The sequence below is a fragment of the Maribacter aquimaris genome, assembly GCF_014596745.1.
Classification (GTDB): Bacteria; Bacteroidota; Bacteroidia; order Flavobacteriales; family Flavobacteriaceae; genus Maribacter_A; species Maribacter_A aquimaris.
In genome coordinates this window covers 109060-134969 of the sequence record NZ_JABTCF010000013.1, presented here as the reverse complement: position 1 = coordinate 134969, position 25910 = coordinate 109060, and the positions used below count along the sequence as shown (strand labels likewise).

18 protein-coding genes are annotated in these 25910 nt (G+C 42.4%); 4 read left to right on the top strand and 14 right to left on the bottom strand.

The features are described from left to right. Positions 1–132: 132 nt before the first annotated feature. The 5 genes from HPE56_RS17615 to HPE56_RS17595 all read right to left on the bottom strand — a co-directional run bounded on the left by HPE56_RS17615 (position 133) and on the right by HPE56_RS17595 (position 6293). The gene (locus HPE56_RS17615; RefSeq protein WP_223170361.1) at positions 133–3003 is read right to left on the bottom strand and encodes a glycoside hydrolase family 2 protein; all 2871 of its coding nucleotides are present in this window, start codon (positions 3001–3003) and stop codon (positions 133–135) included. Between the two features lie 83 nt (positions 3004–3086). Further along, complete coding sequence (locus HPE56_RS17610; RefSeq protein WP_188245069.1) at positions 3087–3311, bottom strand: NrtR DNA-binding winged helix domain-containing protein; 225 nt, start codon at positions 3309–3311, stop codon at positions 3087–3089. 38 nt (positions 3312–3349) lie between these two features. Next, positions 3350–3802 (bottom strand): hypothetical protein, encoded by a 453-nt coding sequence (locus tag HPE56_RS17605; protein WP_188245068.1) that lies wholly within the window; start codon positions 3800–3802, stop codon positions 3350–3352. 307 nt (positions 3803–4109) lie between these two features. Then, entirely contained in the window at positions 4110–5564 is a 1455-nt protein-coding gene (locus HPE56_RS17600) for a sulfatase family protein (protein ID WP_188245067.1), read from the bottom strand. Positions 5565–5831: 267 nt separating this feature from the next. Continuing rightward, a complete protein-coding gene (locus HPE56_RS17595) occupies positions 5832–6293 on the bottom strand; it encodes a DUF1572 family protein (RefSeq protein WP_188245066.1) in 462 nt (153 codons plus the stop codon). A gap of 400 nt (positions 6294–6693) precedes the next feature. Here HPE56_RS17595 and HPE56_RS17590 point away from each other — a divergent pair, with 400 nt between their 5' ends. Further along, complete coding sequence (locus HPE56_RS17590; RefSeq protein ID WP_188245065.1) at positions 6694–7995, top strand: serine hydrolase domain-containing protein; 1302 nt, start codon at positions 6694–6696, stop codon at positions 7993–7995. A 540-nt stretch (positions 7996–8535) separates the two neighbouring features. Further along, positions 8536–10947 carry a TonB-dependent receptor domain-containing protein gene (locus HPE56_RS17585; RefSeq protein ID WP_188245064.1) on the top strand — a complete coding sequence of 804 codons (2412 nt, stop codon included), beginning with the start codon at positions 8536–8538 and terminating at the stop codon, positions 10945–10947. Positions 10948–10967: 20 nt separating this feature from the next. On the opposite strand, the gene HPE56_RS17580 is transcribed toward HPE56_RS17585, so the two are convergent. The 6 genes from HPE56_RS17580 to HPE56_RS17555 form a co-directional block, all read right to left on the bottom strand. Next, a complete protein-coding gene (locus tag HPE56_RS17580) occupies positions 10968–11576 on the bottom strand; it encodes an SAM-dependent methyltransferase (protein WP_188245063.1) in 609 nt (202 codons plus the stop codon). 160 nt (positions 11577–11736) lie between these two features. Further along, complete coding sequence (locus tag HPE56_RS17575; RefSeq protein ID WP_188245091.1) at positions 11737–14751, bottom strand: DNA polymerase III subunit alpha; 3015 nt, start codon at positions 14749–14751, stop codon at positions 11737–11739. A 1074-nt stretch (positions 14752–15825) separates the two neighbouring features. Continuing rightward, positions 15826–17040 carry a DNA polymerase Y family protein gene (locus HPE56_RS17570; protein ID WP_188245062.1) on the bottom strand — a complete coding sequence of 405 codons (1215 nt, stop codon included), beginning with the start codon at positions 17038–17040 and terminating at the stop codon, positions 15826–15828. Between the two features lie 325 nt (positions 17041–17365). Then, positions 17366–18469 carry an acyltransferase family protein gene (locus HPE56_RS17565; protein WP_188245061.1) on the bottom strand — a complete coding sequence of 368 codons (1104 nt, stop codon included), beginning with the start codon at positions 18467–18469 and terminating at the stop codon, positions 17366–17368. A 113-nt stretch (positions 18470–18582) separates the two neighbouring features. After that, entirely contained in the window at positions 18583–18753 is a 171-nt protein-coding gene (locus HPE56_RS17560; RefSeq protein WP_188245060.1) for a DUF6747 family protein, read from the bottom strand. A gap of 114 nt (positions 18754–18867) precedes the next feature. Then, positions 18868–19803, bottom strand: a complete 936-nt coding sequence (locus HPE56_RS17555; RefSeq protein WP_188245059.1) for a pyridoxal-phosphate dependent enzyme — start codon at positions 19801–19803, stop codon at positions 18868–18870. A gap of 188 nt (positions 19804–19991) precedes the next feature. Between HPE56_RS17555 and HPE56_RS17550 the strand changes: the two genes are divergently transcribed. Next, entirely contained in the window at positions 19992–20939 is a 948-nt protein-coding gene (locus HPE56_RS17550) for a hypothetical protein (RefSeq protein ID WP_188245058.1), read from the top strand. Between the two features lie 12 nt (positions 20940–20951). Here HPE56_RS17550 and HPE56_RS17545 read toward each other — a convergent pair whose 3' ends face one another. After that, a complete protein-coding gene (locus HPE56_RS17545) occupies positions 20952–22058 on the bottom strand; it encodes a Gfo/Idh/MocA family protein (RefSeq protein WP_188245057.1) in 1107 nt (368 codons plus the stop codon). Positions 22059–22185: 127 nt separating this feature from the next. Between HPE56_RS17545 and HPE56_RS17540 the strand changes: the two genes are divergently transcribed. Next, positions 22186–23070, top strand: a complete 885-nt coding sequence (locus HPE56_RS17540) for a dienelactone hydrolase family protein (RefSeq protein ID WP_188245056.1) — start codon at positions 22186–22188, stop codon at positions 23068–23070. A gap of 22 nt (positions 23071–23092) precedes the next feature. On the opposite strand, the gene HPE56_RS17535 is transcribed toward HPE56_RS17540, so the two are convergent. Both HPE56_RS17535 and HPE56_RS17530 read right to left on the bottom strand, forming a co-directional pair. After that, the gene (locus HPE56_RS17535; protein WP_188245055.1) at positions 23093–24424 is read right to left on the bottom strand and encodes a sensor histidine kinase; all 1332 of its coding nucleotides are present in this window, start codon (positions 24422–24424) and stop codon (positions 23093–23095) included. A gap of 6 nt (positions 24425–24430) precedes the next feature. Next, a complete protein-coding gene (locus tag HPE56_RS17530) occupies positions 24431–25789 on the bottom strand; it encodes a sigma-54-dependent transcriptional regulator (protein ID WP_188245054.1) in 1359 nt (452 codons plus the stop codon). Between the last annotated feature and the right edge of the window lie 121 nt (positions 25790–25910).

Sequence of the window (25910 nt, the reverse complement as noted above, 5' to 3'; positions counted from 1 at the left end):
AATTGACTTCATCAGAAAAAGTATAAATTCCTTTAAATCATCATAGCAAATATAATCGCCCCCTATCAATAATCAGGAATCCAGGAATCATTTACGAAATATCAACTAAGCCAACTCAACAAAATTTCAATACTACCACGCTATTAAGGTTTGACTATCAACATTATAACCTTCCGCCGTTATTTTGAGATCATCCGGGAGATCAGCCTTATCGCACTCAAAGAACAATACTTTCTCTTCCCCAGGTAATAGTGAAAAATAACCGTCGCTAAAATAGGCAGGAAGAATCCGTTCGTTCGTTGCACTGTTACGAAGATTCAGTTTTAAGGCCAAGGCAATAGCTTCCGAAGGGTTTTTAACTTTTATACTCCCTGACAATTTACCATTACTGATTTGATGGTTTCCTTCTGCCTTTACCACTACCTGATCCATGATATTAAAATCGTAATATTTATGATTATTATTTATCGTTTCCCAATAAAAATTGTCAGCTATCATTTTTCCAGATCGATCAGTAAGTTCCAATTTTATATAATATACCTCAGGAAGCTTAAATGAATCAGGTATGTTGAAGAAAAAACAATCTTTCTTTGAGTTTTGATTGACCCCAATGTTTGTTTTATGTTCAAAAAGTGTACTTCCCGAACCATCAATTGCGGTAGCGGATGCGGTTAGTCCCTTATATTCATTTAAGGTTGTATTGATCACCAAGACTTTTCCGTCATTGGTATTTCTTTGAATATGAATTGGCTCACAACCTTTTTTAGCCCCATAATACGCCCCATAGGTTTCATAATCCCACGAATATGTTTGCCAAATCATACTTGGCCATGCGGGATGTGTCATCCACAAAAGCACGCCACTAGCATCATCCCAAAGTCGACTGTTCCAAGCTTCGAAAATACCGCGATGGCTAACATAATTCAACATTTGTGCTTTTTTGGAGTAATCTTCCAAAGAGAACGCCTCTGCATAATCATCTATAAGTGCTGCTCTATAATCCTGATGCCCAGTATGTAGGTCATGATAATACCAAACCTCACTTATTGGCCAAAGATCCTCCTCTGCCATCATGGTTTTCATTGATTCTGCTGTGGGAAATGATTGGGTTCCAATCTCCGTAGAAAAACCATCAGCATGTTCTTTAAACAAATAACTGTAATCATGGATATAATTCCATGGGCCGCTGGGTCTTAGATTCAGGTATCTGGAGTTACTTTGATACAGGCGTGTTCCATCTTCTTTTGCTACCAAATCAGCAAGGGATTTATCCAATCCTTTTGGGGCATATCCTTCATTTCTAGCACACCAAATGGCTATTGAAGGGTGATTTCGAAACCTTTTTACTACATCCGTGGCATTCGTCATGAATAAACCAAAATCTGCCGGAGGCATATTGTAACCTTCAGTAGACATCCAAAAGTCATTCCATACCAATAGACCATATTCATCTGCAAGTTCATAAAAAACCTCTTCGGTGCTTTCGCCCGTCCAATTTCGTATCATCGTATAATTGGCATCTTTGTGAAGTTTAAAATATGGTTCCAGCCGTTCCCTACTTACTCTTTTCATGGCATCATCCATACCCCAGTTACCCCCTTTACAGAATATGGGTTGTCCATTAACTTTGATTACCAAGTAGGGATTATCACCTTCCAATTTATCGAACATATTAAGTTCAACACCCTGATGTAATGTTGGCAAAACTATATCCGACTTATAGGCTACATGGTTCAATGGGTCAAATAATGCCTCTTCTTTTATAGTAAATGCATCGATAGGATTAAAATCAATACGCTGAAAATCAACATCCTTATCTGAAACCGCAAACTCATAAGAAAGCTCCCGTACCCCAAACCTTACCGTTTTCCGATCCTCCAACCCTGATTTGGAATTACGAAGGGTCATTTTAATACTGTAAAGATTCTGGTCCCCATAGCCATTTGGCCACCAAAGCTCAGGATCCTTCATTTTCAAATTTCGAAAATCAGATGGCGTCAAAATAATTTCTTGCTTTCCAGATACCAATTTCAACTTTTTGGACAATTGTTTTCCATCCAACTCAATCTCCATTATATAATCATCAGGAACGAAACACTCTATTTCTGTCTTGATATTAATACGGGCAAAGGAAGTGTCGGGCAAAGGCAGGTCTGTAATCACCTGGGGGTCGATAATCCTTGCCGCACCAGTTGTCTTTAAACGTACATCTTGCCAAATACCAATATTACGATCCCGTATACCCGGCATCCAATCCCAACCTTCAGAACTTATAAACGTAGGTCCGTCTTGACATAATTGGCCACCATTTGGGCCTCTTGGACTTAAGGAAGAGGATTCGTGTGGAATTCCCGGATGGGGGGGAGGCAGAATATGGATCGCCAAATGGTTAGTATCTTGTAAAAGTGCTGTAATATCATATTCACCCCTTATGAAGGCACCCTTTACATCACCCAAATGAGTCCCATTCAACCAAACATTAGAAGTGTAATTGATGCCATTCAGTAGCAACCAAACTTTTTTACCCATGCTCTTTTGGGGCCTAGAAAACGATGTTCGATACCACCAATCCATTCGGCTGAGGGAATCCGGTATGGCCAAATTATTCAGACCAAAATAAGGGTCGGGATAAACCCCTTGATCTACCAATGTTGTTAGCACGGTGCCGGGAACAGTCGCATTATACCATTTTTTCGTATTGATGTCTTCACTAATTTCTTTCCCATTCTTATTTACATTCAGGGCCTCGATCATTTCCCATCCGTTGGATATGATATATTCATTGTCTTTCACCTTAAGGAGTTGCGTTCGAGGTTCGGTCTTTATCTTTCGAACACTTTCTTGATAGGCTCCTTTTGTAACAGGCAGTGTGATGGTAGGCTGTGGTTTTGTCAGGCCTATATTTTTTGGATTCTCCTGAGAAAACATTCCAGAGGTAAAGAAACTTAACAATACTACCCATTGAACATGTTTACCCATCCTTCGCTGTTTTTTTAAATTCATTCCTCTGGTTTATTTAATTCTAAAGTTGTTTGATCAGCCATAAAAAAACAGAGGGCATGCCCGCTATTTCACCTATGATCGTTCTATGATTCATCTGATTTCAGTCTATATCCATAAGGATTTCGACCTGGAGAATCTTTTTTGGCCTTTATCGGTAATCTATCGAATAAGTCCGTTGCCAACATCTTTTTTTGAAATCTACTACAATCTATCTTTTCTTCCAAAATTGTTTGATGCAGTTCGGGCATGGTAAATGTACTAGGTAATAAATTATAAGTAAGTGCTTCCTGCTTTATATCTTCTTTCAATCAATTTCTTGCTTCCATTAAAATGGATTTATGATCCATTACATGTTTCGACCCAAAAGATTTATTTTATTGGTTTTGAAATTACCCCTCTCACAGATGCCAATCTTATGTTCATATTGATATAACTCCCAAGTAGCATTCACATCCTCCCCTCCCGAAAGATTACTGAAAAAGAATTGGTCGTTGGGCGTACCCCTGAATCCAATTTCGTTTGACCCAATGATAACCTGTTGCTGGGCATTCCCTATTTCCGAGGTACAACGGATTGTAATATCAATGGGGGTAGTACTGACTTCGAACAGGGCCGGTTGCGTTTGATAGGCTTTATTGAATAGATACTCTTGATTCTCTTTTTTCAATAAGCCCACCCCGATTTTATGAAACCACTCTCCTATTTTGGTATCTTCAAAACCCAAGGCGGAATCTATACCGAATTCATTGTACAACCCCTTCCCCAAATGCGTCCTATCTTCGTAATCCGTCCTTTCCACAATAGTGATCGGACAACCCTCGAATTTAACCCCGGTGATTTTTCCTGACCAGTCGAATCATGAACCGGCATGGCCCTCTTCCGGAAAGTCAAAATAAATCCCTAGGTTGTTGTTTTTTAGTATATGCGGCATACTCTGAAATTAATACTAATAGCAAGATTAGGAAATCGGAATCCCAAAAACCTCCCATCGTGCAAACCGAATTCGCTTTCTTATGATCCATGGGCCCATAGTTTCGCCTAGTAACCAACAGCATTTTTTGATATGCGACTGTAATGACAATACACCAAGACAAACACTTACTGTGCTATTTTCCTACCTTACCAATCTCCCTATTACCGGTCCCTTTTTCGATTCCGACATTCAAATCACCCAATTCTGCCCGGGATTGCCCAACAACTTCCATGAGTTCCTGCGCCTTTTCCGGATAGGATCCAATTACATTGAATCGTTCCCCCGGATCCCTCATCATATTATAAAGTTCGGGCTCCTCCACAATCGTTGTTATCCGTTTACCCCCATGGCCATCATTACCGGGTTTTGCATTATAGGAACCATAGGTATGGGGCAAGACCAACTTCCAATTTCCCTTTCGTACACCATTTAGATTGTTCTTGCCATAATAATAAAGGATGGTCTCTCGTGGGGTAGCTTTAAAATCACCTTTCCAAAGTGATGTGATATCCACCCCATCAATTTTATTGGTAGATAAACTACCATTTGTTATCGATGCGAAGGTGGGCAACAAATCAACCGCACATGCCAATTGATTACATACAGTACCTTCAGGAGTCTTACCGGGCCAGCGAATAATAAAAGGAACGCGTTGCCCTCCTTCCCAACTCGTACTTTTCCCCTCCCGAAGACCTCCTGACGAACCTGCCTGGTTACCATAATTCAGCCAAGGTCCATTGTCTGTCGTAAAAATAAAAATCGTATTATCAGCTACATTATTCTTCTCCAATGCCTTGCTAATTTCACCTACCGACCAATCTATTTCCATCATTACATCGCCATATAGGCCCTGTTCACTTTTGCCTCTGAACTTTTTGGAAACCCCAAGAGGGATATGCCCCATTGAGTGCGGTACATATAAAAAGAATGGATGTGCCGCATTTCTATTGATAAAATCAACCGCTTTTTCGGTATAAAGCGTCGTCAGTTTATCCTGGTCTTCTAGACTGGTAATCAATCCCGCAACTTCATTCCCGACAATCAAAGGTAAATCCGGATAATTCCAACCATTATGATCTAACCGTTCCCCTGTAACATTGCTATTTGGCCACATATCGTTGGAGTAAGGCAAACCTACAAACTCATCAAAACCATGCTGCAAGGGAAGAAACTCCTTTGGTCTACCCAAATGCCATTTTCCAAAGCAGGCAGTTGCATAGCCTTGATTCTTGAACATTTCGGCCATTGTATACTCTTGGGTATTCAACCCAATCGAATCATTAGGAAACAAAGCCCCTGAGAATCCAATCCTATTTGGGTAACACCCTGTTAACAGTCCCGCACGTGAAGCACTACAAACTGGCTGGGCAGCGTAGAAATTCGTAAACCTCATTCCTTTACTGGCCATTTGGTCTAAATTGGGCGTTTCAAAACCCGTTGCCCCATAGGATCCTACATCCCCATAACCTTCATCATCTATAAATATGACCACCACATTGGGCTTCTCGGCAATTTGTTCTTGTTTTTTTCGATCACAGCCAACAAACAAAACCGTGGACACTAGAATTAAAGTGAAGTATTTTCCCATTGCTTAAAAAAGTAAATTATTATTGATCTACGAATCCGGTTATGCGTATTTCCACCTTTCGGCACAACTATTTAATGGAAAACACCCCTCTAGATATGACCTTTCCCAAACAATAACCATTACCAAAAATAAATAGACCGGAAACTCCCATAAAGATAAGGGCAATTCTTGTTTTTCAACCCATGAAAAGCATTGGATTTTGAAAGGAAGATAAAATCTTTCATAGGTTTTAACCCATAGTAGCACGATTACCTTGCTGACGGTTATTCATAACAACTTTTTGATTAGGACAATTTGCCCCAAATGATAATAACAATGTTCTATCATTCCGTCGATGTTCCTAAAATAGGTGCCGTATTTTTCATCAACAAATGCATGCTTCAATTTTTCCTCAGGCAAGTTGTTTATTAAATCAACTAGCATTTCAGTGTCCTTCCAAAATTGGGATAGGAAGGTTTCCCATGCTGTTTGGGATTCAATGGGTGGAAAGTCAAAACTGAATTTATCCTTAATATCAAGATTTCCTCCCTCGAATACATTCTTTATTCCATGGATATAATAATGAATATGTTGGGCTATAATCGCAATTGGATTCAATGCATCGATTTTAGTCGTAACGGCCTTCCAATCCGTCCCTTCCAATTGTGCTTTGTAGTTTGTGTTCGCAATCCATGTACCATTTAAAACAACTTCACGAAGTCGGTTGGCCAATTGATGTGTTTGTTTCATATTCTGGGCATTGTCTGATACCTGTAGCATTTACACTTCACCTAATATATCGAGGCCAGTATTGGCCCAATTTTTCCCTACTTCCTTACTTCACAGGAGCTCTACTAAAAAGGAATACGAAGCAAGATACATCGAAAGCGGGTATAATTCAACCCAAAAACGTACGTCATTGGGGGTTTTTATTGTTTTGGGAGGAATGCCAATCCCTTACTAAGGGAAATTGGCCATCATTTTGGTGGGCAAACCCCATTTACCCCAAACAAAAAGGTGCATTAATCCTGCAAAATGTTAAAAACGCGTAAAAAATGGTCAAAAATCATAAGAAAGAAGCATTTCAGCCGTTATTTAAGCAATTCATCCTATTTTTATCCCTCTTAAACTATCAAAGAACCGTTCGTCAATGCAGAGATATAGAATTTTAATCGCATCTGCGCTTGTTGTCTTTACTTTATCGGCGCTTACTTCACGCCTAGTAAGTCACAAGTCAAAAGATAGTACCCAAAAAGCGGGAACAGCAATAACAACCACGGAAAAAACTTCAACAAACAAAAAGGACGCATTGCTTTACGCATCCCGACAAAAAGAACTACAAACTGCCTTAAACGCCTATTTTAAAAAAGCCATTGCCAAAGGGGATGTTATTGGGGCAGGGGTGAGTATTGTAAAAGGGGACTCCATTATAATCTCTGAAGGATTTGGTAAAAAGAACAGTGCTGAACAAAGTACGGTAAACGGGGAAACCGTTTTTAGGCTGGGTTCGTTATCAAAAGGTTTTGCCGGCATATTGGCCGCAAATATCAAAAGTGAAGGAAAATTAAATTGGACGGATAAGGTGAGCGATTATCTTCCTGAATTTCAATTGGGCGATGGCACAAATACGAAGAAAGTGACTCTGGCGAATATTTTATCGCATACCTCGGGTACGCCATACCACAGTTATACGAATCTTGTTGAGGCAGGACTACCCTTAAAGGATATAGCCAAACGTTTTAAGGAAGTAATGCCCATAAGCCAGCCGGGACTCATGTACAGTTATCAAAATGCCATGTTCGCACTTTGTGGGGAAGTGATGAAAAAAGCAACCGGAAAAAAAATCAACACTTTATTGGACAATCGATTTTTCAAACCTTTGGAAATGTGTGCCACGACTACCGATTATGAGACCTTGACCCATGAGGCCAACATTGCCATGCCCCATGTTAAAACACGGAATGGCTGGAAGGCGTCCCATCTTAAGGACAATTATTACAATGCGGTAGCTGCAGGCGGCATCAGTTCCAACGCCCACGATATGGGCCGTTGGATGCGTTTTTTATTGGGACACAATCCCGAGGTCATGAAAAGCGAGGCCATCGACGAGGCGTTCAACCCTTTTATTGAGATTTCAGGACATCGTAAATACTATCAACGATGGCCGGGCCATACAAGGTCGTATTACGGTTTTGGATGGAGAATCCACAAGTTTACTGAAGGGGATAGCACCTATGAAAAAACCATCTGGCACCATGGTGGAAGCGTCAATAACTACAGAAACGAGATTGCCGTATATCCTGAAGCGGATTTGGGAATCTGCGTATTGATGAACAATAATTCACCCCTTGCCAAGACGGTAATTCCAGATTTATACGAGATTGTCAAAGCGGTTTACAGTCGGGCTACCCCCAAGGAATTACATCATCAGATTGCCGCAACGACCCTATAAGCTTTAGCCCACTGGAAACGACAAGCCCCCCTTCATACAACATCACGTTTTTGAGATAGTCGTTCCTAGAATAAAGCCAAAGTCCTTCCCCAATTATATGTATCCCCAATTTTAGTCCACAACTGCATATTTTCAAACGGGCTGTAGGAAAATCAAAGCTACCAAACCATCCCTAACGGCAAGTGCCATATTCCGGTTAAACCAAATATCCCTATTAAACCGTAGACAATGAAAACAAAAAGAAGTATCGGGTGAAGTATAGCCAAAAAGGTTACAATTTTATTTGAATGACCTCCCGAAAGCACCAAAAGCAAACTAGAAGAGCCCGTAAAAGAACAATCTTAGGCATGATATTATCCCAAACCGAAGGAAGTGGGGCAATAAAATTAGATATTCCAATGTAAGACACTTTCTTTGATACCCTCCAAGAAACGAAACAAGGCAAAAGTCTAGAATACCAAGCTGATAATCAATAATCCAAAGACTTTTTGTAAGTAAAAGTGACATTTTTTGTTAGATTTGGCGTAACAAAATTGTTAAGTGAAATTTATACCAGTACTTTTAGTGATATCATTGGCCATTACGTTACCCATGAAGGCACAAACCTTTTCGGTATCCGGGTCGGTTAAGGACATAGACAACCAAAGCATCCCCTTTGCATCGGTGTTCTTACTTCAGGTAGGGGACAGTGTAATGGCAAGTGGGGTTTCAGCGGACGAAAAAGGCGATTTCACAATACAAAATATTACCCCAAACACCTATTTTATCAAAGCCAGTTATGTTGCGAAATCCTCGGATTTGATCAGCATTGAGGTTTCCAAGGATGTTAAAATAGGTACGATTATCATTGACCATAATATCGAAAATCTCGATGAGGTAGTCGTTAATTCCATGAAACCGCAAATAGAACGTTTAACAGACCGGCTAATCTTCAATGTCGAGAATACCGTAGTATCACAAGGTAGTTCTTGGGATATTCTTCAACGCACCCCCGGAGTAATAGGCATGCAGGAAGACTTATTGGTGCGTGGCCAAAAGGCCACAGTCTATATCAATGACCATAAGGTTCAATTGTCATCGCAAGAAGTACGCGAACTATTGGATAATTATCCGGCCGGACATATAAAATCGATCGAGGTCTTTAATACCCCCCCTGCGAAGTTCGATGCCGAAAGCGGACCGGTCCTTAATATCGTGACCAACAAAAACATTTCCATGGGCTACAAAGGAAACATCAACAGTACCTATACCCAATCGATTTTTCCAAAATACACCCTAGGAACCTCCCATTTTTACAAAACTGAAAAATTAAATGCGTTTGCCTCTTATAATTATGGCCAGCGAAAGGACTTTCAAAATACCGAAAGCACTACCAATTTCATGAATAATAGCGGCATATTTTCTAGATGGTCAACGGATTATGATAAGACCACAAGAGCGAAAAACCACACGGCTCAACTGAATTTGGATTATGTGATCAATGATAGGAACACCCTCAATTTAGCCTCGACCGCGTCGGTTTCCCCCAACAAGGAATTCGACAATATACAGTTTACCGAAATGCGCAATGCAGGACGCCTATTGGATTCGACCTTTATTACTGAAAGTAATCTACTCGAGGACAAGAACAATATTTCTGTGGATCTCACCTACAAACACAATTTTAAAGAACAGGGTGACTTTAAGTTGAACGGCCATTACACAAAATATAGCCGTACCAATAGCCAACATGCGAGGTCTGACTATTTTGATGCCGATAACCAATTTATGAGAACCTTCGGTTTTTATACGGATAACCTCCAAGATATTGAAATCTACACCACCCAATTCGACATAACGACTTCCGTTGGAAGCGTTGATTTTGAAACTGGACTAAAAGGGTCCTTTATCAAATCAAATAGTAGTATTGCCTATTACAATACCACAAATGAGGAACAGCTGCATATCGCAAACCTGTCCGATGATTACCGTTATGATGAAGAAGTCTATGCAGGTTACCTTAGTGCATCCAAGGACTGGGGAAAAGTTGGTTTCAAAGCCGGTCTACGTGCGGAGCAGACCAAAAGTTCCGGATTTTCAGCTTCCCTTTTGGAAATCAATGAGCTAATGTACTTTGAGCTGTTCCCTACCCTTTATCTGACCTACTCCCCCCATGACGACCACAGCTTCTCCTTTGATTATTCCCGAAAATTGACCCGACCGAGATATGAGGATCTAAATCCGTTCCGATATTATATCAATGAAAGTAACTTTAGCGAGGGTAATCCAAACCTGCGCCCCAATTTCAGCCATAACTTCAACCTAAACTATACCTTGAAAGGAAGTTATTATTTCGACTTTTATTATCGGGACAATGGCAACTATATTTCCACCCTTGCTTTTCAGGACAACCAAAACCTTGTTTTACGGGATATTACACAAAATGTTCTTGAAAGCACATCCTATGGTTTCGATTTCAATTACGGCAAAACAGTGACCGACTGGTGGTATCTTTATACCTACATTTCCATTTTTCACGAGGATGAGACCTTTGTCGCCTTGGAAAGCAATAACCAAACCGTTGCCAACTCCGTGGACGGTGGCTACATTGATTTTACCAATTATCTCAACCTATCCAAAGACGGTACCTTTAAGGGGGAAGTGGGCATTACCTACCTATCCGGATTTATGGAGGGTTCCTACACCAAGGAAGAAACAACAAACCTTACCCTGGGTTTGCGAAAAAGCCTATGGCACAAAAGGGCCGTGGTCAGTTTACAGGCGAATGACCTGTTGAACAAAGCCAACAGTCGTATATCTTCCAAATACCTTAATCAGGACAATGCTTATTTTGTAAAGCCTGAAACCCAATATATACGTCTAGGATTTACTTTGAATTTTGGTAATTTCAGGTTGGAGGACAATCAACATGATATAGACAAAATAGAGCGCGATCGCCTTAGTGCGAATTAATTCTTTGTGTCTTTTGGGAACTATCCTTTTTTCTTGCCTATAAACCGAATCACCTTACTTATACCATTGTGAAAGGCACCTTCCTTCAACTCAACATCAACCTCTTCAAGTTGCAGGATCTCGAAATTCGGGAAATCCCTTTGTATTGAATCCTTGGAAAACAGCATTTCTATATTACCAGGACCGCCCACTGCCGGATTCAACTTTCGCAACGCCAAATGTCCAACACTGAACCCTTCTAAAATCATAAGTCCGTCTGGTTTTAGTAAATCAGCTATTTTGCGATGGTATTTTGATGCGATTTGGGGTGGGAAATGCGAAAAAATAAGGGCTGCCGCATCATATTCCTTATTCACTAAGGACAAATCGAAAAACTCCCCGACTTCATAATGGATTGTCACTTTTTCCTTTTCCGCCAATTTCAAGGCTTTGTTCCTTCCTTCCATACTGATGTCAAAAGCACTTACCTGTAAGCCGGCTTTTGCCGCATATACAGCGTTTCGCCCTTCTCCTTCCCCTGGCAATAAAATACTGCCCCTAAGATTCCGCCCATCAATTACGGTTTTAAAAAAAGCATTGGGTGCTATACCGTAGGCATATTCCTCACCAGCATATCGTTCGTCCCACATATTTTTCTCTTTTTTAGATTATACTAAAAATTCGGCATTTTGATTTAAAATAAGATTAAAGGTACATAGATATCTAAAAAATGTTGTCAAGCATACGTATTTCGATAATTCAAAAATTGACCAAACTACAAATTGATCCCTATTACCTTCCTCCTTCTATTTAATTTTCCATTCTTTTTTCCTTCTTTTTAAACACCTTGTTCGCAGTTTTCATATCGGCATAACGGGGGTCTTGCACATAATCCTGTTTCAACATTTTAATGACCTCGATACTCAAAAACCCAAACTCACTCACCACCTTACCGTAAAAACGGTACACCCCCTTGCCCCTAAAATGGTATTTGGCCGCTACGGGCGGAAACAATACCGTATCGAACACCTCCCCGTGTTGATCCAACAACGTAGCGAAATACATGCGCTTCCCATTATGGGTACTGGTGTTCTTGACCGTAACCAAATAACCATAAATATCGATATGGTTACCCAAATAGCGTTCCAAGTCCCTACTACCATGGTCGTTCCTGAGCGGCTCTTTCAACAACCCAAAAGGACTACACAGGCAAAAGCCCAGGAGTTCCAATTGGGTAAAGGCCATCTCAAGATCGGTGGTATGCATCTTGGGAATACTGAACTTTTCATGCCGCGGTGGAAACAGTTTGGGATGCTCCACCCGCATTCCCTTGGAGAGGAACAGATGCGCCTGCCACAACAACTCGTGCTGATTGACCTGGGTAAACCGAAAAGCATCAATACGGATAAGTATGCTTACCTGCTCTATAGAGATGACTACCCGATCTAGAAAATCGGCCAAAGAGGTAAAAGGTCCGTTCGCTGTCCGTTCCTTAAGGATACGTTCCATAACCCGGCTTTCCAACTCCTTTAAGTACATAAAACCTAAATACAGCTGTGTACCGTAAAGGCAGTTAGCGGGTTGACTTTTGTTCACACAGGGGGCGTGAATAGTGGCCCCAAGCATCCGTGCCTCATGGATATAACTTTCGGCCCGGTAGAATCCGCCCCCATTATTGAGTACGGCCACCATATATTCCAATGGATAGTACGTCCTTAAAAACAGGCTCTGATAGCTTTCCACGGCATAGGAAGCCGAGTGCCCCTTGGCAAAGGCATAGCCTGCAAAACTGGCTATCTGCTCCCAAATCTCAAAAATAAGCTTATCGTCATACCCTTTTTCCCGGCAATTGTCGATAAACTTGTCCTTTACCTTTTGGAACTCTTCCCGCGACCGGAACTTACCACTCATACCCCTTCGTAGTACGTCGGCCTCACCCAAATCAAGCCCAGCGAAGCAGTTGGCCACTTTGATCACATCTTCCTGATAGACCATGACGCCATAGGTCTCGGGCATGATATCCAACATTACCGGATGTGCCTTTTCCTTGGCCCGCCCCGGATTGCGATGCCGCAAAATATATTCACGCATCATACCACTTTTAGCTACTCCTGGCCGTATGATCGAACTTGCTGCCACTAGACCCAAATAATTATCTACCTGTAATTTTTTGAGCAACATACGCATGGCGGGTGATTCTACATAAAAACATCCCATGCACTGGGCGGTCTTTATCATATCATTGATATTGGGGTCGTTCTTGAAGGCCTTGATATCATGAATATCAAACTTTGGCATTTCCTCAGGGCGACTCGCTTCCAAAATCTCCAAGGTCTCCTTAATCTTTGCCAGACCCCGTTGCCCCAAAATATCGTACTTATACAGTCCGACATCCTCGGCAATGACCATATCGAACATAACCGTAGCAAAACCCTTAGGAGGCAAATGGGTGGCCGAAAAATAATGTGCCGGCTTTTCGCTGATCAGGATACCACTCGCGTGAATGCTCAAATAATTGGGCATGCCCTTAATCAATTCCCCATACTTTAAGACCAGGTTCGAAACCTCATCCAACCGTGAGGGTTGGTGCCGCCCATTGGCCAATAGATCGATTTCACTTTTGGGCAACCCAAACACCTTGCCCAGTTCCCGCACCACACCACGATGCTTAAAAGTGACATACGTTCCCAAAAGCACCGCATTCTTGAACGTATCAAAAATATACTGGGTCATTTCCTCTCGGTCACGCCATGAAAAATCGATATCAAAATCGGGCGGATTCACCCGGTACAGGTTAATAAAGCGTTCAAAATATAGATCGAGCTCTATGGGATCCACATCGGTAATCCGCAATAGATAGGCCACGATACTATTGGCGCCACTACCCCGGCCTACATAGAAAAACCCCTTCTTTCGGGCATGGGAAACAATATCCCAATTGATAAGAAAATAGGATATGAACCCCATTTTCTTAATCAATCCCAACTCTTTGTGCAATCGGTTCAAAATGGTTTCGTTCACTTCGGGATAGCGATACGGCAATCCTTTTTGGCATAGTTCCTCGAGCAATCTTTCATCTTCTTCCTGTGTCTTTAAGTAGGTTTTCTGGTTCTGGGGTTCGCGTCCTTCCGAAAAATCGAAATGTATACTACAGGAATTCATCAACTTCTCGGTATTCTCTAGAATAAAGGGATACTCCGAAAAGGCTGTTGCCAGATTCTGTACGGGATACATCTTCTCGCCCTCTGAAGCTTCTTCGGTCTTTGGAAGTTTGCTCAACAACACATTGTTATCGATGGCCCGCAAGAGGCGATGCGCATTAAAATCGCGTTTGTTCCTAAAGGTAACGGGTTGCAATACCACCAATTTAGTCCTGAGTTCCACCAGTTTGGAAAAAGGCAATCGCCTCAGGTCGGTAATCGAAATACCAATATATTCATCATCGGAAAAGGTAATCTGGTCATTGAGCAATACTTTCTCAAAAGGATAAATGACATAGGCATTATCAAAATGTGGGGCAATGGCAGGCAGCTCTTCCCCTTTGTGCAGATGCCATGATAAAAAAGCATTCAACTCTTGATAACCTTCATTGTTTTTGGCAATACCCACAAAACATGGATCTATCCCATTCCTGAAATCAATGCCCAAGATAGGCCGTATATTGAACTCTTTGGCCTTACGCACGAAATTGAGTCCGGCAGAGGTGTTGTTGATATCGGTCAGTGCCAATTGGGTCACATGGTTGGCTTGGGCCAATTGCAGGAGTTCGAGTTCGGAAAAGGTTCCGAAGCGAAGGCTATAATATGTGTGACAGTTTAGATAGATAGACGTTAGATTTTAGATGTTAGATATTGGGTGTTGGCAAAATAAATCGTTACATACTGTCTGGTCGAGCGCAGTTGAGACCCATGTTGATAATTACAATACCGCAAAGACCTCTCGACTGCGCTCGAGGCGACAAGTAACCCACAACCTACTGTTTTCGCCGTGCCAATACGGTCGGGGGTTGCCCGTTGAGCAGTAATCATCCCCACAATGTCCGGTCGAGCGCAGTCGAGACCCATGTTGATAATTACAATACCTCAAAGACCTCTCGACTGCGCTCGAGGCGACAAGTAACCCACAACCTACTGTTTCCGATGTGCCAATACGGCCGGCAGTTGCCCGTTGAGCAGTAATCATCCCCACAATGTCCGGTCGAGCCCAGTTGAGACCCATGTTGATAGTTGCAATGCTTCAAGGACCTCTCGACTGCGCTGGAGGCGACAAGTAACCCACAACCTACTGTTTCCGATGTGCCAATACGGTCGGCAGTTGCCCGTTGAACAGTAATCACCCCCACAATATGTCCGGTCGAGCGCAGTCGAGACCCATGTTGATAACTACAATACCTCAAAGACCTCTCGACTGCGCTCGAGGTGACAAGTAACCCACAACCTATTGTTTTCGATGTACCAACACAATCGGCAGTTGCCCGTTGAGCAGTAATCATCCCCACAATGTCCAGTCGAGCCCAATTAAGACCCATGTTGATAATTACAATGCCTCAAAGACCTCTCGACTGCGCTCGAGGTGACAAGTAACCCACAACCTATTGTTTTCGATGTACCAACACAATCGGCAGTTGCCGGTTGAGCAATAATCATCCCCACAATGTCCGGTCGAGCCCAGTTGAGACCCATGTTGATAGTTGCAATGCTTCAAAGACCTCTCGACTGCGCTCGAGGTGACAAGTAACCCACAACCTATTGTTTTCGATGTACCAACACAATCGGCAGTTGCCCGTTGAGCAATAATCATCCCCACAATGTCCGGTCGAGCCCAGTCGAGACCCATGTTGATAGTTGCAATGCTTCAAGGACCTCTCGACTGCGCTCGAGGTGACAAGCAACCCACAACCTACTGTTTCCGATGTGCCAATACGGCCGGGGGTTGCCCATTAAAGGGGTTATGCATTCTACCAATGGTCCTAGCCCCCATGGCCGAAGCCCGTACCACACTTTTATCCCCATAGCGTTCCCGCATACGATCCATGGCCGCATAAAGATTCAACGCTTCCTCTGTATCGTCAAAAAGGTTGATCTGATAATTGCCCGATACCAAATGACTGAACCGTATGCCCACCAAGCGCACCAATAACCTTCTGTTGTACAATGTTTTGAATAGTTCCAAAATCTTGGGAATAAGGATATGGTCGGCACTCGTATACGGAATACGCATTTGTTTGGAATACGTATTAAAATCGGAATAACGGATCTTGACGGCAATACAGGCCGTCAGTTTTTCTCCCCTGCGTAATTGAAAGGCCAGATTCTCGGTCATCGCCAAAAGAATACCCCTCAGCTTTACCACATCTATGGTATCCTTATCAAAAGTACGTTCGTTGGAAATGGATTTTCGTTCACAAAAAGGGATTACGGGTGTATGGTCTACCCCATTGGCACGCTTCCAGATCACCTCCCCATTCTTTCCCAACACGCGTTGCATCAAATCCATCGGCATTTCTTGAACCGTCTTTACTTTCCGTAATCCTAGATTGCGCAGGGTCTGATAGGTCTTATCGCCCACCATGGGTATTTTTTTTATCGACAAAGGGGCCAAAAAAGGTTTTTCATAGCCCAAATCGATTTTCAGTTGATTGTTTGGCTTGGCCTCACCGGTAGCCACTTTTGATACCACTTTATTTGCCGAAAGTCCGAAAGAAATAGGCAGGCCAGTTTCCTTAATAATCCGCTTACGGAGTTCAGAAGCATATTGATAACAACCAAAAAAGCGGTCCATGCCCGAGAGATCGGCATAAAATTCGTCAATACTCGATTTTTCGAACAAGGGCACCTGTTCCTTGATGATCTCGGTGACCATATCGGAATGCTTGCTATACGTGCCCGCATTACCCCTAATGACGACTGCCTCGGGACATAATTCCCGCGCCATTTTCATGGGCATACCGGAATGCACCCCAAAACCACGGGTTTCATAACTACAGGCCGCCACCACTCCCCGATCACTGGTACCACCCACCAATAGGGGACGATTTTGCAACTCGCTGTTCAAGAGCCGTTCTACGGATACAAAAAAAGTATCCAAATCTAAATGAAGTATGGTCTTTTGCATAACTATCCTACGAAATAATATTCCTCTTAGTAAACCTTGGTTTCTTTGAATAGAACAACTCCAAAATAAAATCAAACAGAGACCCTGACTGTAAACGTCAGGGTTAGTTCAACCATTTATTTTGTCATCGCATTACATGCTTGCCAAAACTAGGTTTCACTAAAAGGGACAGCTAAATTATGGAATATTTCCTATTTTTTGGATTATTTCCATATAAATAAAAATATTTAACGTATCGGCTTCCAATTCTTGGATCCAATATGCTTTTTCAATTGTGTTAAAGGGAATAAGGTGTTTACAAATGGTTTTCTTGAATCGATAAGAACTACACCTTGATGTATATTTTTTTCTTGTTCAACCACCAACCAACAGTCCAGCACAATAGCATAAAAGCCAAGGCAAAGGCAAGCGACCCGAAGTAATGGCCGATCCAACTGAAACCTTTTTCATAAATATAGTTGAACAAAGACTGCTCGCCATCTACCCTTACAAAGTGCATTCCTATTGCCAAGTATTCAGACAGTAGGTATATGAACAGGGGATTCTTCCCGAAAATCTCAAAGAAGTTGAAGTTCACGGGTTTTCTGACCAAATCTATCCCATAAATCAGTACTGAAAGCAGTATCATATCCATCCCTACGGTAAGGACGACGAAAGAGCTTGTCCATAATTTCTTGTTGACAGGAAAACTCAAATCCCAAAAATACGCCACGATCAATAGGCCGGTCCCGACCATTAGCATTTTAGCGAGCTTTTTAAAATCGACCCCTCCATCAATAACATATTTCCCAACCAAATACCCTGCTATCACATTACATATTGCCGGCAGGGTACTTAAGAGTCCTTCCGGATCAAAAGGGATACCGTCACCCATATACAAATGGGCATCACCAAAAACAAACTGGTCTATTGTTCTAACGAAATTGCCTTCCAACGTATAGTCACCAAAGGCATAGAGCAACAACCAATACCCCAACAATAGGATTCCCGACCCTATTAAAAGTTGTCGGTTTGTCAAAAAATAGATCATGATGGCCCCCATGAAATAACATAATGCGATTCGCTGCAATACCCCCAATATCCTTGTTTCGCTAAAAGGAACAAATGCAAGGTCCCCAGTGTCTGTCCATGACACGAACGGAATCCAATACATGAGATATCCCAGTAGGAAAATAATCAAGGTACGTTTTAGGATTTTTCCAAAAACCTCGGACAAGGACTTATCGCCCCAGCGTGTTTTTACAAAAGCAAAAGCATTGCCCACGGCAAAAAGAAAGGAAGGAAAAACCAAATCGGTTGGTGTAAATCCGTGCCATTTGGCATGTAGTAATGGTGCAAAGGTGAAAAGGTGATCTCCGGGTGTATTCACAACGATCATCAAACAAATGGTCAACCCCCGGAAGACATCCAGTGCTTTAAATCTTTTCATACTTGTATTGGTTGGCTTAGATTCTACAAATAGTGACACGTGACTCCACTCACTAAAGTACCACTATTTTCCTTATTACTTTCCAGAACCAACCACTAAAAGTGAGATATCCCCTAATCAAAAGCGAATCCTGTAGACACTCTAAATACGAAAGCATATAGTGCTATAAAAAACATCACAAAACAGAACCATGCAAAAACCTTGAAATAATTTTTCACAATCAAGTGTCCCAAATCCCGAAATCCATCCAAATAAATTTTCTTAATAAGTAGTGTTGTCTTCATAATCAAAATTTTACTAATGTTTATAGTAAGATTACAAAGCCCATTCCACGCTTGGAAAAAACGTGTTATTTTGGTTTAAGGGGGATAAAAAGTTGCTGAAACACTGCTTTTTGATTAAAATGGAAGGTTTTTAAGATCGACATTCCCGCCAGAAATGATGATTCCAACTTTTTTGTCGATAAATCGATTTTTTTTACGCAACACGGCCGCAAAGGCCACTGCACTGGAAGGCTCTATAATGATCTTCATACGCTCCCAAACCAACTTCATGGCCTCTATTATTTCATCCTCGCCAACACGAACAATGCCTTCCACATATTTCTGGATCAACGGAAAACTTTTATCCCCCAGTTGGGTCTTGAGTCCGTCTGCGATGGTATTCGTAGTGTCATTCGATTCTATTTTTCCGCTTTTCAAGGAGCGGTATGCATCATCGACCTCAAAAGGCTCCGCTCCGACCACCTTACAATGAGTCCCAAAATGATGGGCTGCCAGTGCAGTCCCGGCAATGAGTCCGCCACCCCCAACAGGCACGACCACAACATCCAGGTCGGGTTGTTCCCGCAACAACTCCATACAAGCGGTGCCCTGCCCTGCAATCACATTCAGGTCATTGGAAGGATGGATAAAGGTCGCCCCTGTTTTCGACTGGATTTCCCGGGCCATGGCATTCCTTGCCGCAAGGGTAGGTACGCATTCGATAATTGTCCCGCTATAACCCTTAACGGCATCTTTCTTCACTTGGGGGGCTGAAGACGGCATTACGATATAGGCCTTAACCCCCAGGCTCTTCGCTGCCAATGATAAAGCCTGGGCAAAATTGCCCGAAGAATGGGTAACCACCCCTTTTGCCCTTTGCCCCTCGGTCAATTGTAAAATGGCATTCGTAGCACCCCGCATTTTATAGGCACCCATTCTTTGGAAATTCTCACACTTAAAGAACAGCTCGGTTCCTGCAATCCCATTCAATAAATGAGAGGTAAAAATCGGGGTTTCATGAATGAAAGGGGCAATTCTTTGATGGCATTCGATCAATACGTTTTTCTGCATTTCAATATTCACTTTACAAACATCTAAAAGAAAAATACTATGCTTAAAGCTACAAAGAAATCCATTATCCCTATAATACACGTATACATAGGGTAGGAACGCCAAATATTTATGCCATATCTACGTTAGTATAGGGATTGGCACAGCTTTTGAATCTTGATAGTTACCAATCGAATTGGAGTATTGTTATGCGAACCATTTTTATTCTTAGCACTTTTCTTTTATGCCAATGGATGTACGGGCATACCTTTGGTTTTGATTTTACATCGGACCACAAGGATTTTGTAGCATCCAATAATCCACGCAGTGCTTCAAGCAATCTGGAGGAAATCGGAAAAACGGAAGCAACGGATATCCTAAAATCCGCCATCAACATCACCTCACCAAACAGCAGTAGTATCTGGACTATCCCCGGACCTGTAGAGCTGGAATGGAACACCAAGAATATCGGCACGGACAAATCGATACGCTTTTTTCTCGCCAAGGACGATATGGTAGTGCAGGAATTGGGAACCTTTAAAAACTCAGGGAATGCGGGTGGCATCATCCTAGCCAAGAACATTAGCTCTGGAAACAATTATCAGGTGGTAGGTATTGAGATGTTTCCCGATGACAAGTTTCATATTGCCAAGGTGTCCACACCCTATTTTTCCATCAAGAATAAAGAGTCGGATGCCAGAAAAGAACAGTACAGACTACTGAATGCGTCAAAAACCAATACGGTAGCCAAGGTGAAAACACCCCAGAAATCCGAAAAACCAAAAATTACCGAAGCACCTCAAAGAATGGAGTTCGACGGTCGAAATATCACCTATGTAAAGGAGCTGTCCTTTAAAAACGAGAAAATCAAAATCAAAATATGGGACCACGGCCGACAGGATGGTGATATCGTTTCCGTCTATCTGAATGGGTTCACCATAATTTCAAAACACCTTTTGACCTATTCCAAGAAACAGATAGAAATCACTTTAGACCCCAATAAGAAAAACGACCTGTTTCTCTATGCCCATAACCTGGGGAAATATGCCCCCAATACCGTTTCGGTCGAGATTACCGATGGAATATCCTCGGAGAACATCATCCTGAATTCCGACCTGAAAAGTTGTGAAGCGGTGATGATCAGTGTGAATAAATAGATTCTTTGTCTATTACAATGGCACCTTCCCGCCCGTCTTGACGGCATGGAAAATGGCATCAATGATTTTTAAATCCCGCAATCCTTCTTCCCCATCTACAGGAACCAAGGGTTGCACATCTTCAAAAATAAGTTGGGCCATACCCTCCATCTGTAAGGTTTGATGTGTAACATGCGGCTGGTTCAACTCCCCTTTGTGGGTCCTTCCTTTTATGGGACCATAACCCGTGGAAGGCTGCATTTCTACCCAACCTTTCTCTCCGGTCATGTAAAAACGATCCAAATGATTCATGGCATAGGTTGAAAGACAGGATGCCACCGCCCCACTGGGAAACCCCATTTGAAACGTTATGGTTTCATCAATTCCTTCCTTGAACTTCACCGGATCGGTCTTGGTTTCTTGGGCAGTGACCCAAATAGGCTCCTCTCCCAACATATAGCGCGCCCCATTGATTGAATAGATACCAATATCCATCATGGCACCACCACCCGATAATTCTTTATCCAATCGCCATTGGTTCGGATTGCCCATTACGAAACCCGATTGTCCTTGAAAAAATTTGGGTTGTCCAAATTCACCCGCTTTTCGCATGCGTATGACCTCAACCGTTTTGGGCTCATAATGCATACGGTACCCCACCAATAGCTTTACCTTGGCTTCTTTACAAGCCTTGACCATACGCTCCCCTTCATCGGCATTTATGGCCATGGGTTTTTCACAGATCACATGCTTACCCGCCTTGGCGACACGGATTGCCTGTTCACAATGGAGTCCGTTAGGGGTTATGATATATACCGCGTCGATATCGGGGTTCTCCTTGATCCGATCAAAATCAGTATAATCGTAGCAATTTTTATCTGGAATATGATACTCGGATTTCCATTTAGTGACTTTGGAAGGAGAACCACTGATCACCCCGACCAACTTTGCCCGTTTACAATCGACCATCGCTTTGGCCACCCGGGTCCCATAACTACCCAACCCCATTATGGCTACCCGTAGCACGGGACCGTCATAAGGTTCTTCACAAGCCGCAAAAAGACTTGTTGGAGCATATAAAATCGGCAGGCTTAGCGCCGTGAGTGACATTTTTTCGATAAAATCCCTTCGTGAACCCATAGTAAATCTGATTTGTATTAAAATTACGTTTTAATACCGGAAACTAAAAACGGGATTTAGGGCCTTTGGAAAACTTACCCCAATATTTTGTATCTTTCAATGATTCAGACATTTAAACCATCAGGACATGAAAAACCCAAGGAAAAAGGACATTAAACAGGAGGTATTCGATCTCTACGACGATTACGCCCATAACAGGGTGGATAGAAGGCTGTTCTTGGATAAGTTATCGACCTATGCGGTAGGCGGACTCACCCTTCCTTCCTTACTCAGTTTTATCTCTCCCGATTATGTCAAAAAAATTCAAATCAAACAAGATGATTCGCGATTAAAATCGGAATACATCCAATATGATTCCCCCGATGGTGGGGGACTTATAAAAGGGTTGCTGTCCCAACCTTCGGATGCCAACGGAAAACTTCCAGGCATTGTCGTGGTTCATGAAAACCGCGGATTGAATCCATATATCGAGGATGTTGGCCGTCGTGCGGCCTTGGCCGGATTCATCTCCTTGGCACCTGATGCCCTGACACCTTTGGGCGGATATCCCGGAAATGACGATGATGGCCGGGAACTGCAGCGCAAAAGGGACCGCAACGAAATGCTGACAGACTTTATAGCCGCCTTTCACTATCTGAAAGACCATCCGGATTGTAATGGTCATGTGGGTGTCGTGGGATTTTGTTTTGGAGGATGGATATCGAATATGATGGCCGTTGAGGTTGCTGATCTAGAGGCAGCCGTTCCTTTTTATGGGGGACAACCTACCGAGGATATTGATAAAATAAACGCTCCCCTCCTACTGCATTTTGGTGCATTGGACAAACGGGTGAACGCGGGGTGGCCCGACTATGAGGCTGCGTTGAAAACACACGGCAAAAGATACGAAGCCTATATCTATGAAAAGGCCAATCACGGGTTTCACAACGACACTACCCCAAGATATGATAGGGAAACTGCAGAATTGGCATGGGATCGGACCATTGCCTTTTTCAAAAAAGAACTGCAGTAACACACATAAACCTCGGATAACATTAATCCACCTGATCCTTGAATGTCAATTTAAATGTGGTTGATTGCCCATTGGAATGGAAGTTGATCGTCCCATAATGTGCGTTCATTATATTCCTGCTCAGGCTTAGGCCAATACCGGAACCATTATTTCGGGTCGTGAAAAAAGGAACGAAAACCTCCTTTTTGATCGAATCCTTAATACCATGGCCATTATCGCTTACTTCAATGACCGTTGACGTATTTGCCCGATAGGCTTTCAACGAAATTTTGGGATGTTCGCTGTTTTGCAGTGCATAAACACTATTTGTCATTAAATTGATCAACACCTGCTCCAACTGGTTTTTATCTGCAAATAAGCGTAAGGACTCTGTCCCTAAATCGATGTCGACAAGGATTCCCTTTTCTTTCAATAATCCAGACAGGAAAGTCTTGCTGTGCCCAAAGAGTTCCGCAATAACGAACCAAGTCGGTTTGGGTGTTGGCAGTTCGGCCAAGAGGCGATAATTCTCAATAAAATCCAGAAGATGTAAGGTTCTTTTTTTTATAGTCGAGAGACTCTGCGCTATATCCTTTTGATGTTCCCCCACCCCTTGGCTTTCTTCCCCAATCAAATATTCAAGATTATTGGTCAAGGATGTTATTGGAGCTATGGTATTGATGATCTCATGACTCATTACCTTCATCAGGTTAAACCAGGCTTCCTTTTCCGTGCGATCCATGATATTTTGAACGGGATCAAGATTTACAACGAGATAACGGTTGCCATAAATTTCGGAAGTATAGGTTCGCAAACTAAAGACCTCCTCTTTATCATTTACTTTCAAAGTGATAACATCCCTTAAATTCCGCCAACTTTCCTCCTTTAAATATTTTTCAAAGGCATTTAAATATTCCTTGGCCATTGACCAATTGGTATACTGCGGTAATTCAAGGATTTCAAAAAATGCTTTGTTCGAAAAAAATATCCGTTCCGAATCTTGCTTCAAAATCAATATCCCCGTATCCATCGACTCGATAATCGATTCGTACACCAACTTCATCGACTCTGACTGGGCCCTTGTCTCCTGCGACTGTTCCAAGAGTTCCTGTAATGGTTTAGCGATGTTCTTGGTGAGCTTGCTTTTAGGAATCTTTACGGAGAGATCCTGCTGTACCAATGCCTGTAATGTTTGTGACGTTCGAAGTAAGGTTTCCTTGGTTTTATCGAAAAACGAATAGGCGGCCGAAATGGCCAACACAAAGACCAATAAGGCCACGAATGGATATCCCTTTATGACTAAAATCGTTCCACAAACGGTAAGTACAAGGGACAACCCAACCAATAAAAGAAATGAAATACCTAGTTTTCGCATGGTAGACTATAGCTTATATTTATCCATGCGGCGATAAAGTGCTGCACGTGTTATACCTAAATCCCTCGCAGCATTGGTGACATTGCCCCGGTGCTTTTCAAGGGCCATTTCCACCAACATTCGTTCGGTATCCTCCAAATTAAGGCTGGCAACGAAATTCTCCTTTTTTCTTTGGGGGCCAAAATGCAGATCGGATTCCGATATCTCATTTTCATCACAAAGAATCACCGCCCGCTCAATCATATGCTCGAGTTCCCTAACATTTCCCGGCCATTTGTAATCTTTTAATGCCTCAATGGCCGCGGGGGAAAATTGTAACTTCCCTTTTTGATATTTTTTCTTATTCCTTTCCAAGAAAAAAGTGGCCAATAACGGAATATCATCCACACGATCCCTAAGGGGCGGCACAAGTATCTCCATGGTATTGATGCGATACAAAAGGTCCTGACGGAATTCTTTCTGTTCTACCATAGCATGTAGATCCATATTGGTTGCACAAATTATCCTGACATCGATCGCTCGTTCCCTGGACTCCCCCAGACGCACTACTTTTCTGTTTTGAAGTACGGACAATAGTTTGGTTTGCAAGTGTATGGGCAAGTTACCGATTTCATCTAAAAAAAGGGTTCCTTCATCAGCCAATTCAAAGCGCCCTATACTATCCTCCTTGGCATCGGTAAAAGCGCCCTTGGCATAGCCGAACAATTCACTCTCGAAAAGATTGCCGTTCAATGACCCAAGATCGACGTGTGCGAAAATCTTATCCCTTCTCGAGGATAGGTTGTGCAACATCTTGGCAACAACGAATTTCCCTGTTCCATTTTCCCCCAACAGCAGTACATTGGCATTGGTGTCAGCCACTTTTTCAGCCATATTGACCATCTCCTTAAATGCCTTTGATGTACCGATTACCCTATGGCCATCAATATCCAACGAGGTCGTTATCTTCTTGAACTTTTCCCCTTGTTTTTTGGATTTTCTCTGGGCAATACCCCCATCAATGGTCACCAAAAGTTTATCATTATCCCATGGTTTCAACAAAAAATCATATGCCCCCAGTTTAATCCCTTCAACAGCCAGACCAACACTGGAATAGGCTGTCATAAGAACGACTACTGTTTCCGGGGAAACTTCATTGATACGTTTCAACCAATAAAGCCCTTCGTTTCCCGATTGTTCCCCCCTTCTGAAATTCATGTCCATCAGCACCAAGTCTACCACGGATTGACTTAAGGTCGACATAATCTTCTTGGGATCTGACAGGGTTATTACCTCACTGTAGAAACGACCTAAGAATAGCTTTAGGGAATAAAGGATGTCCGGGTCATCATCGACCAATAGCAATGTGTATTTCTTTTTTCCCATATTCAATTTTAATGATATGTTCGATATCGTACAAATAAGTGTCCGAAAACGGACACTTATTTATATGTCAAAAATTTTTATACACTGATTTACAGTGACTTAATATTCCTTAATCCCTTTG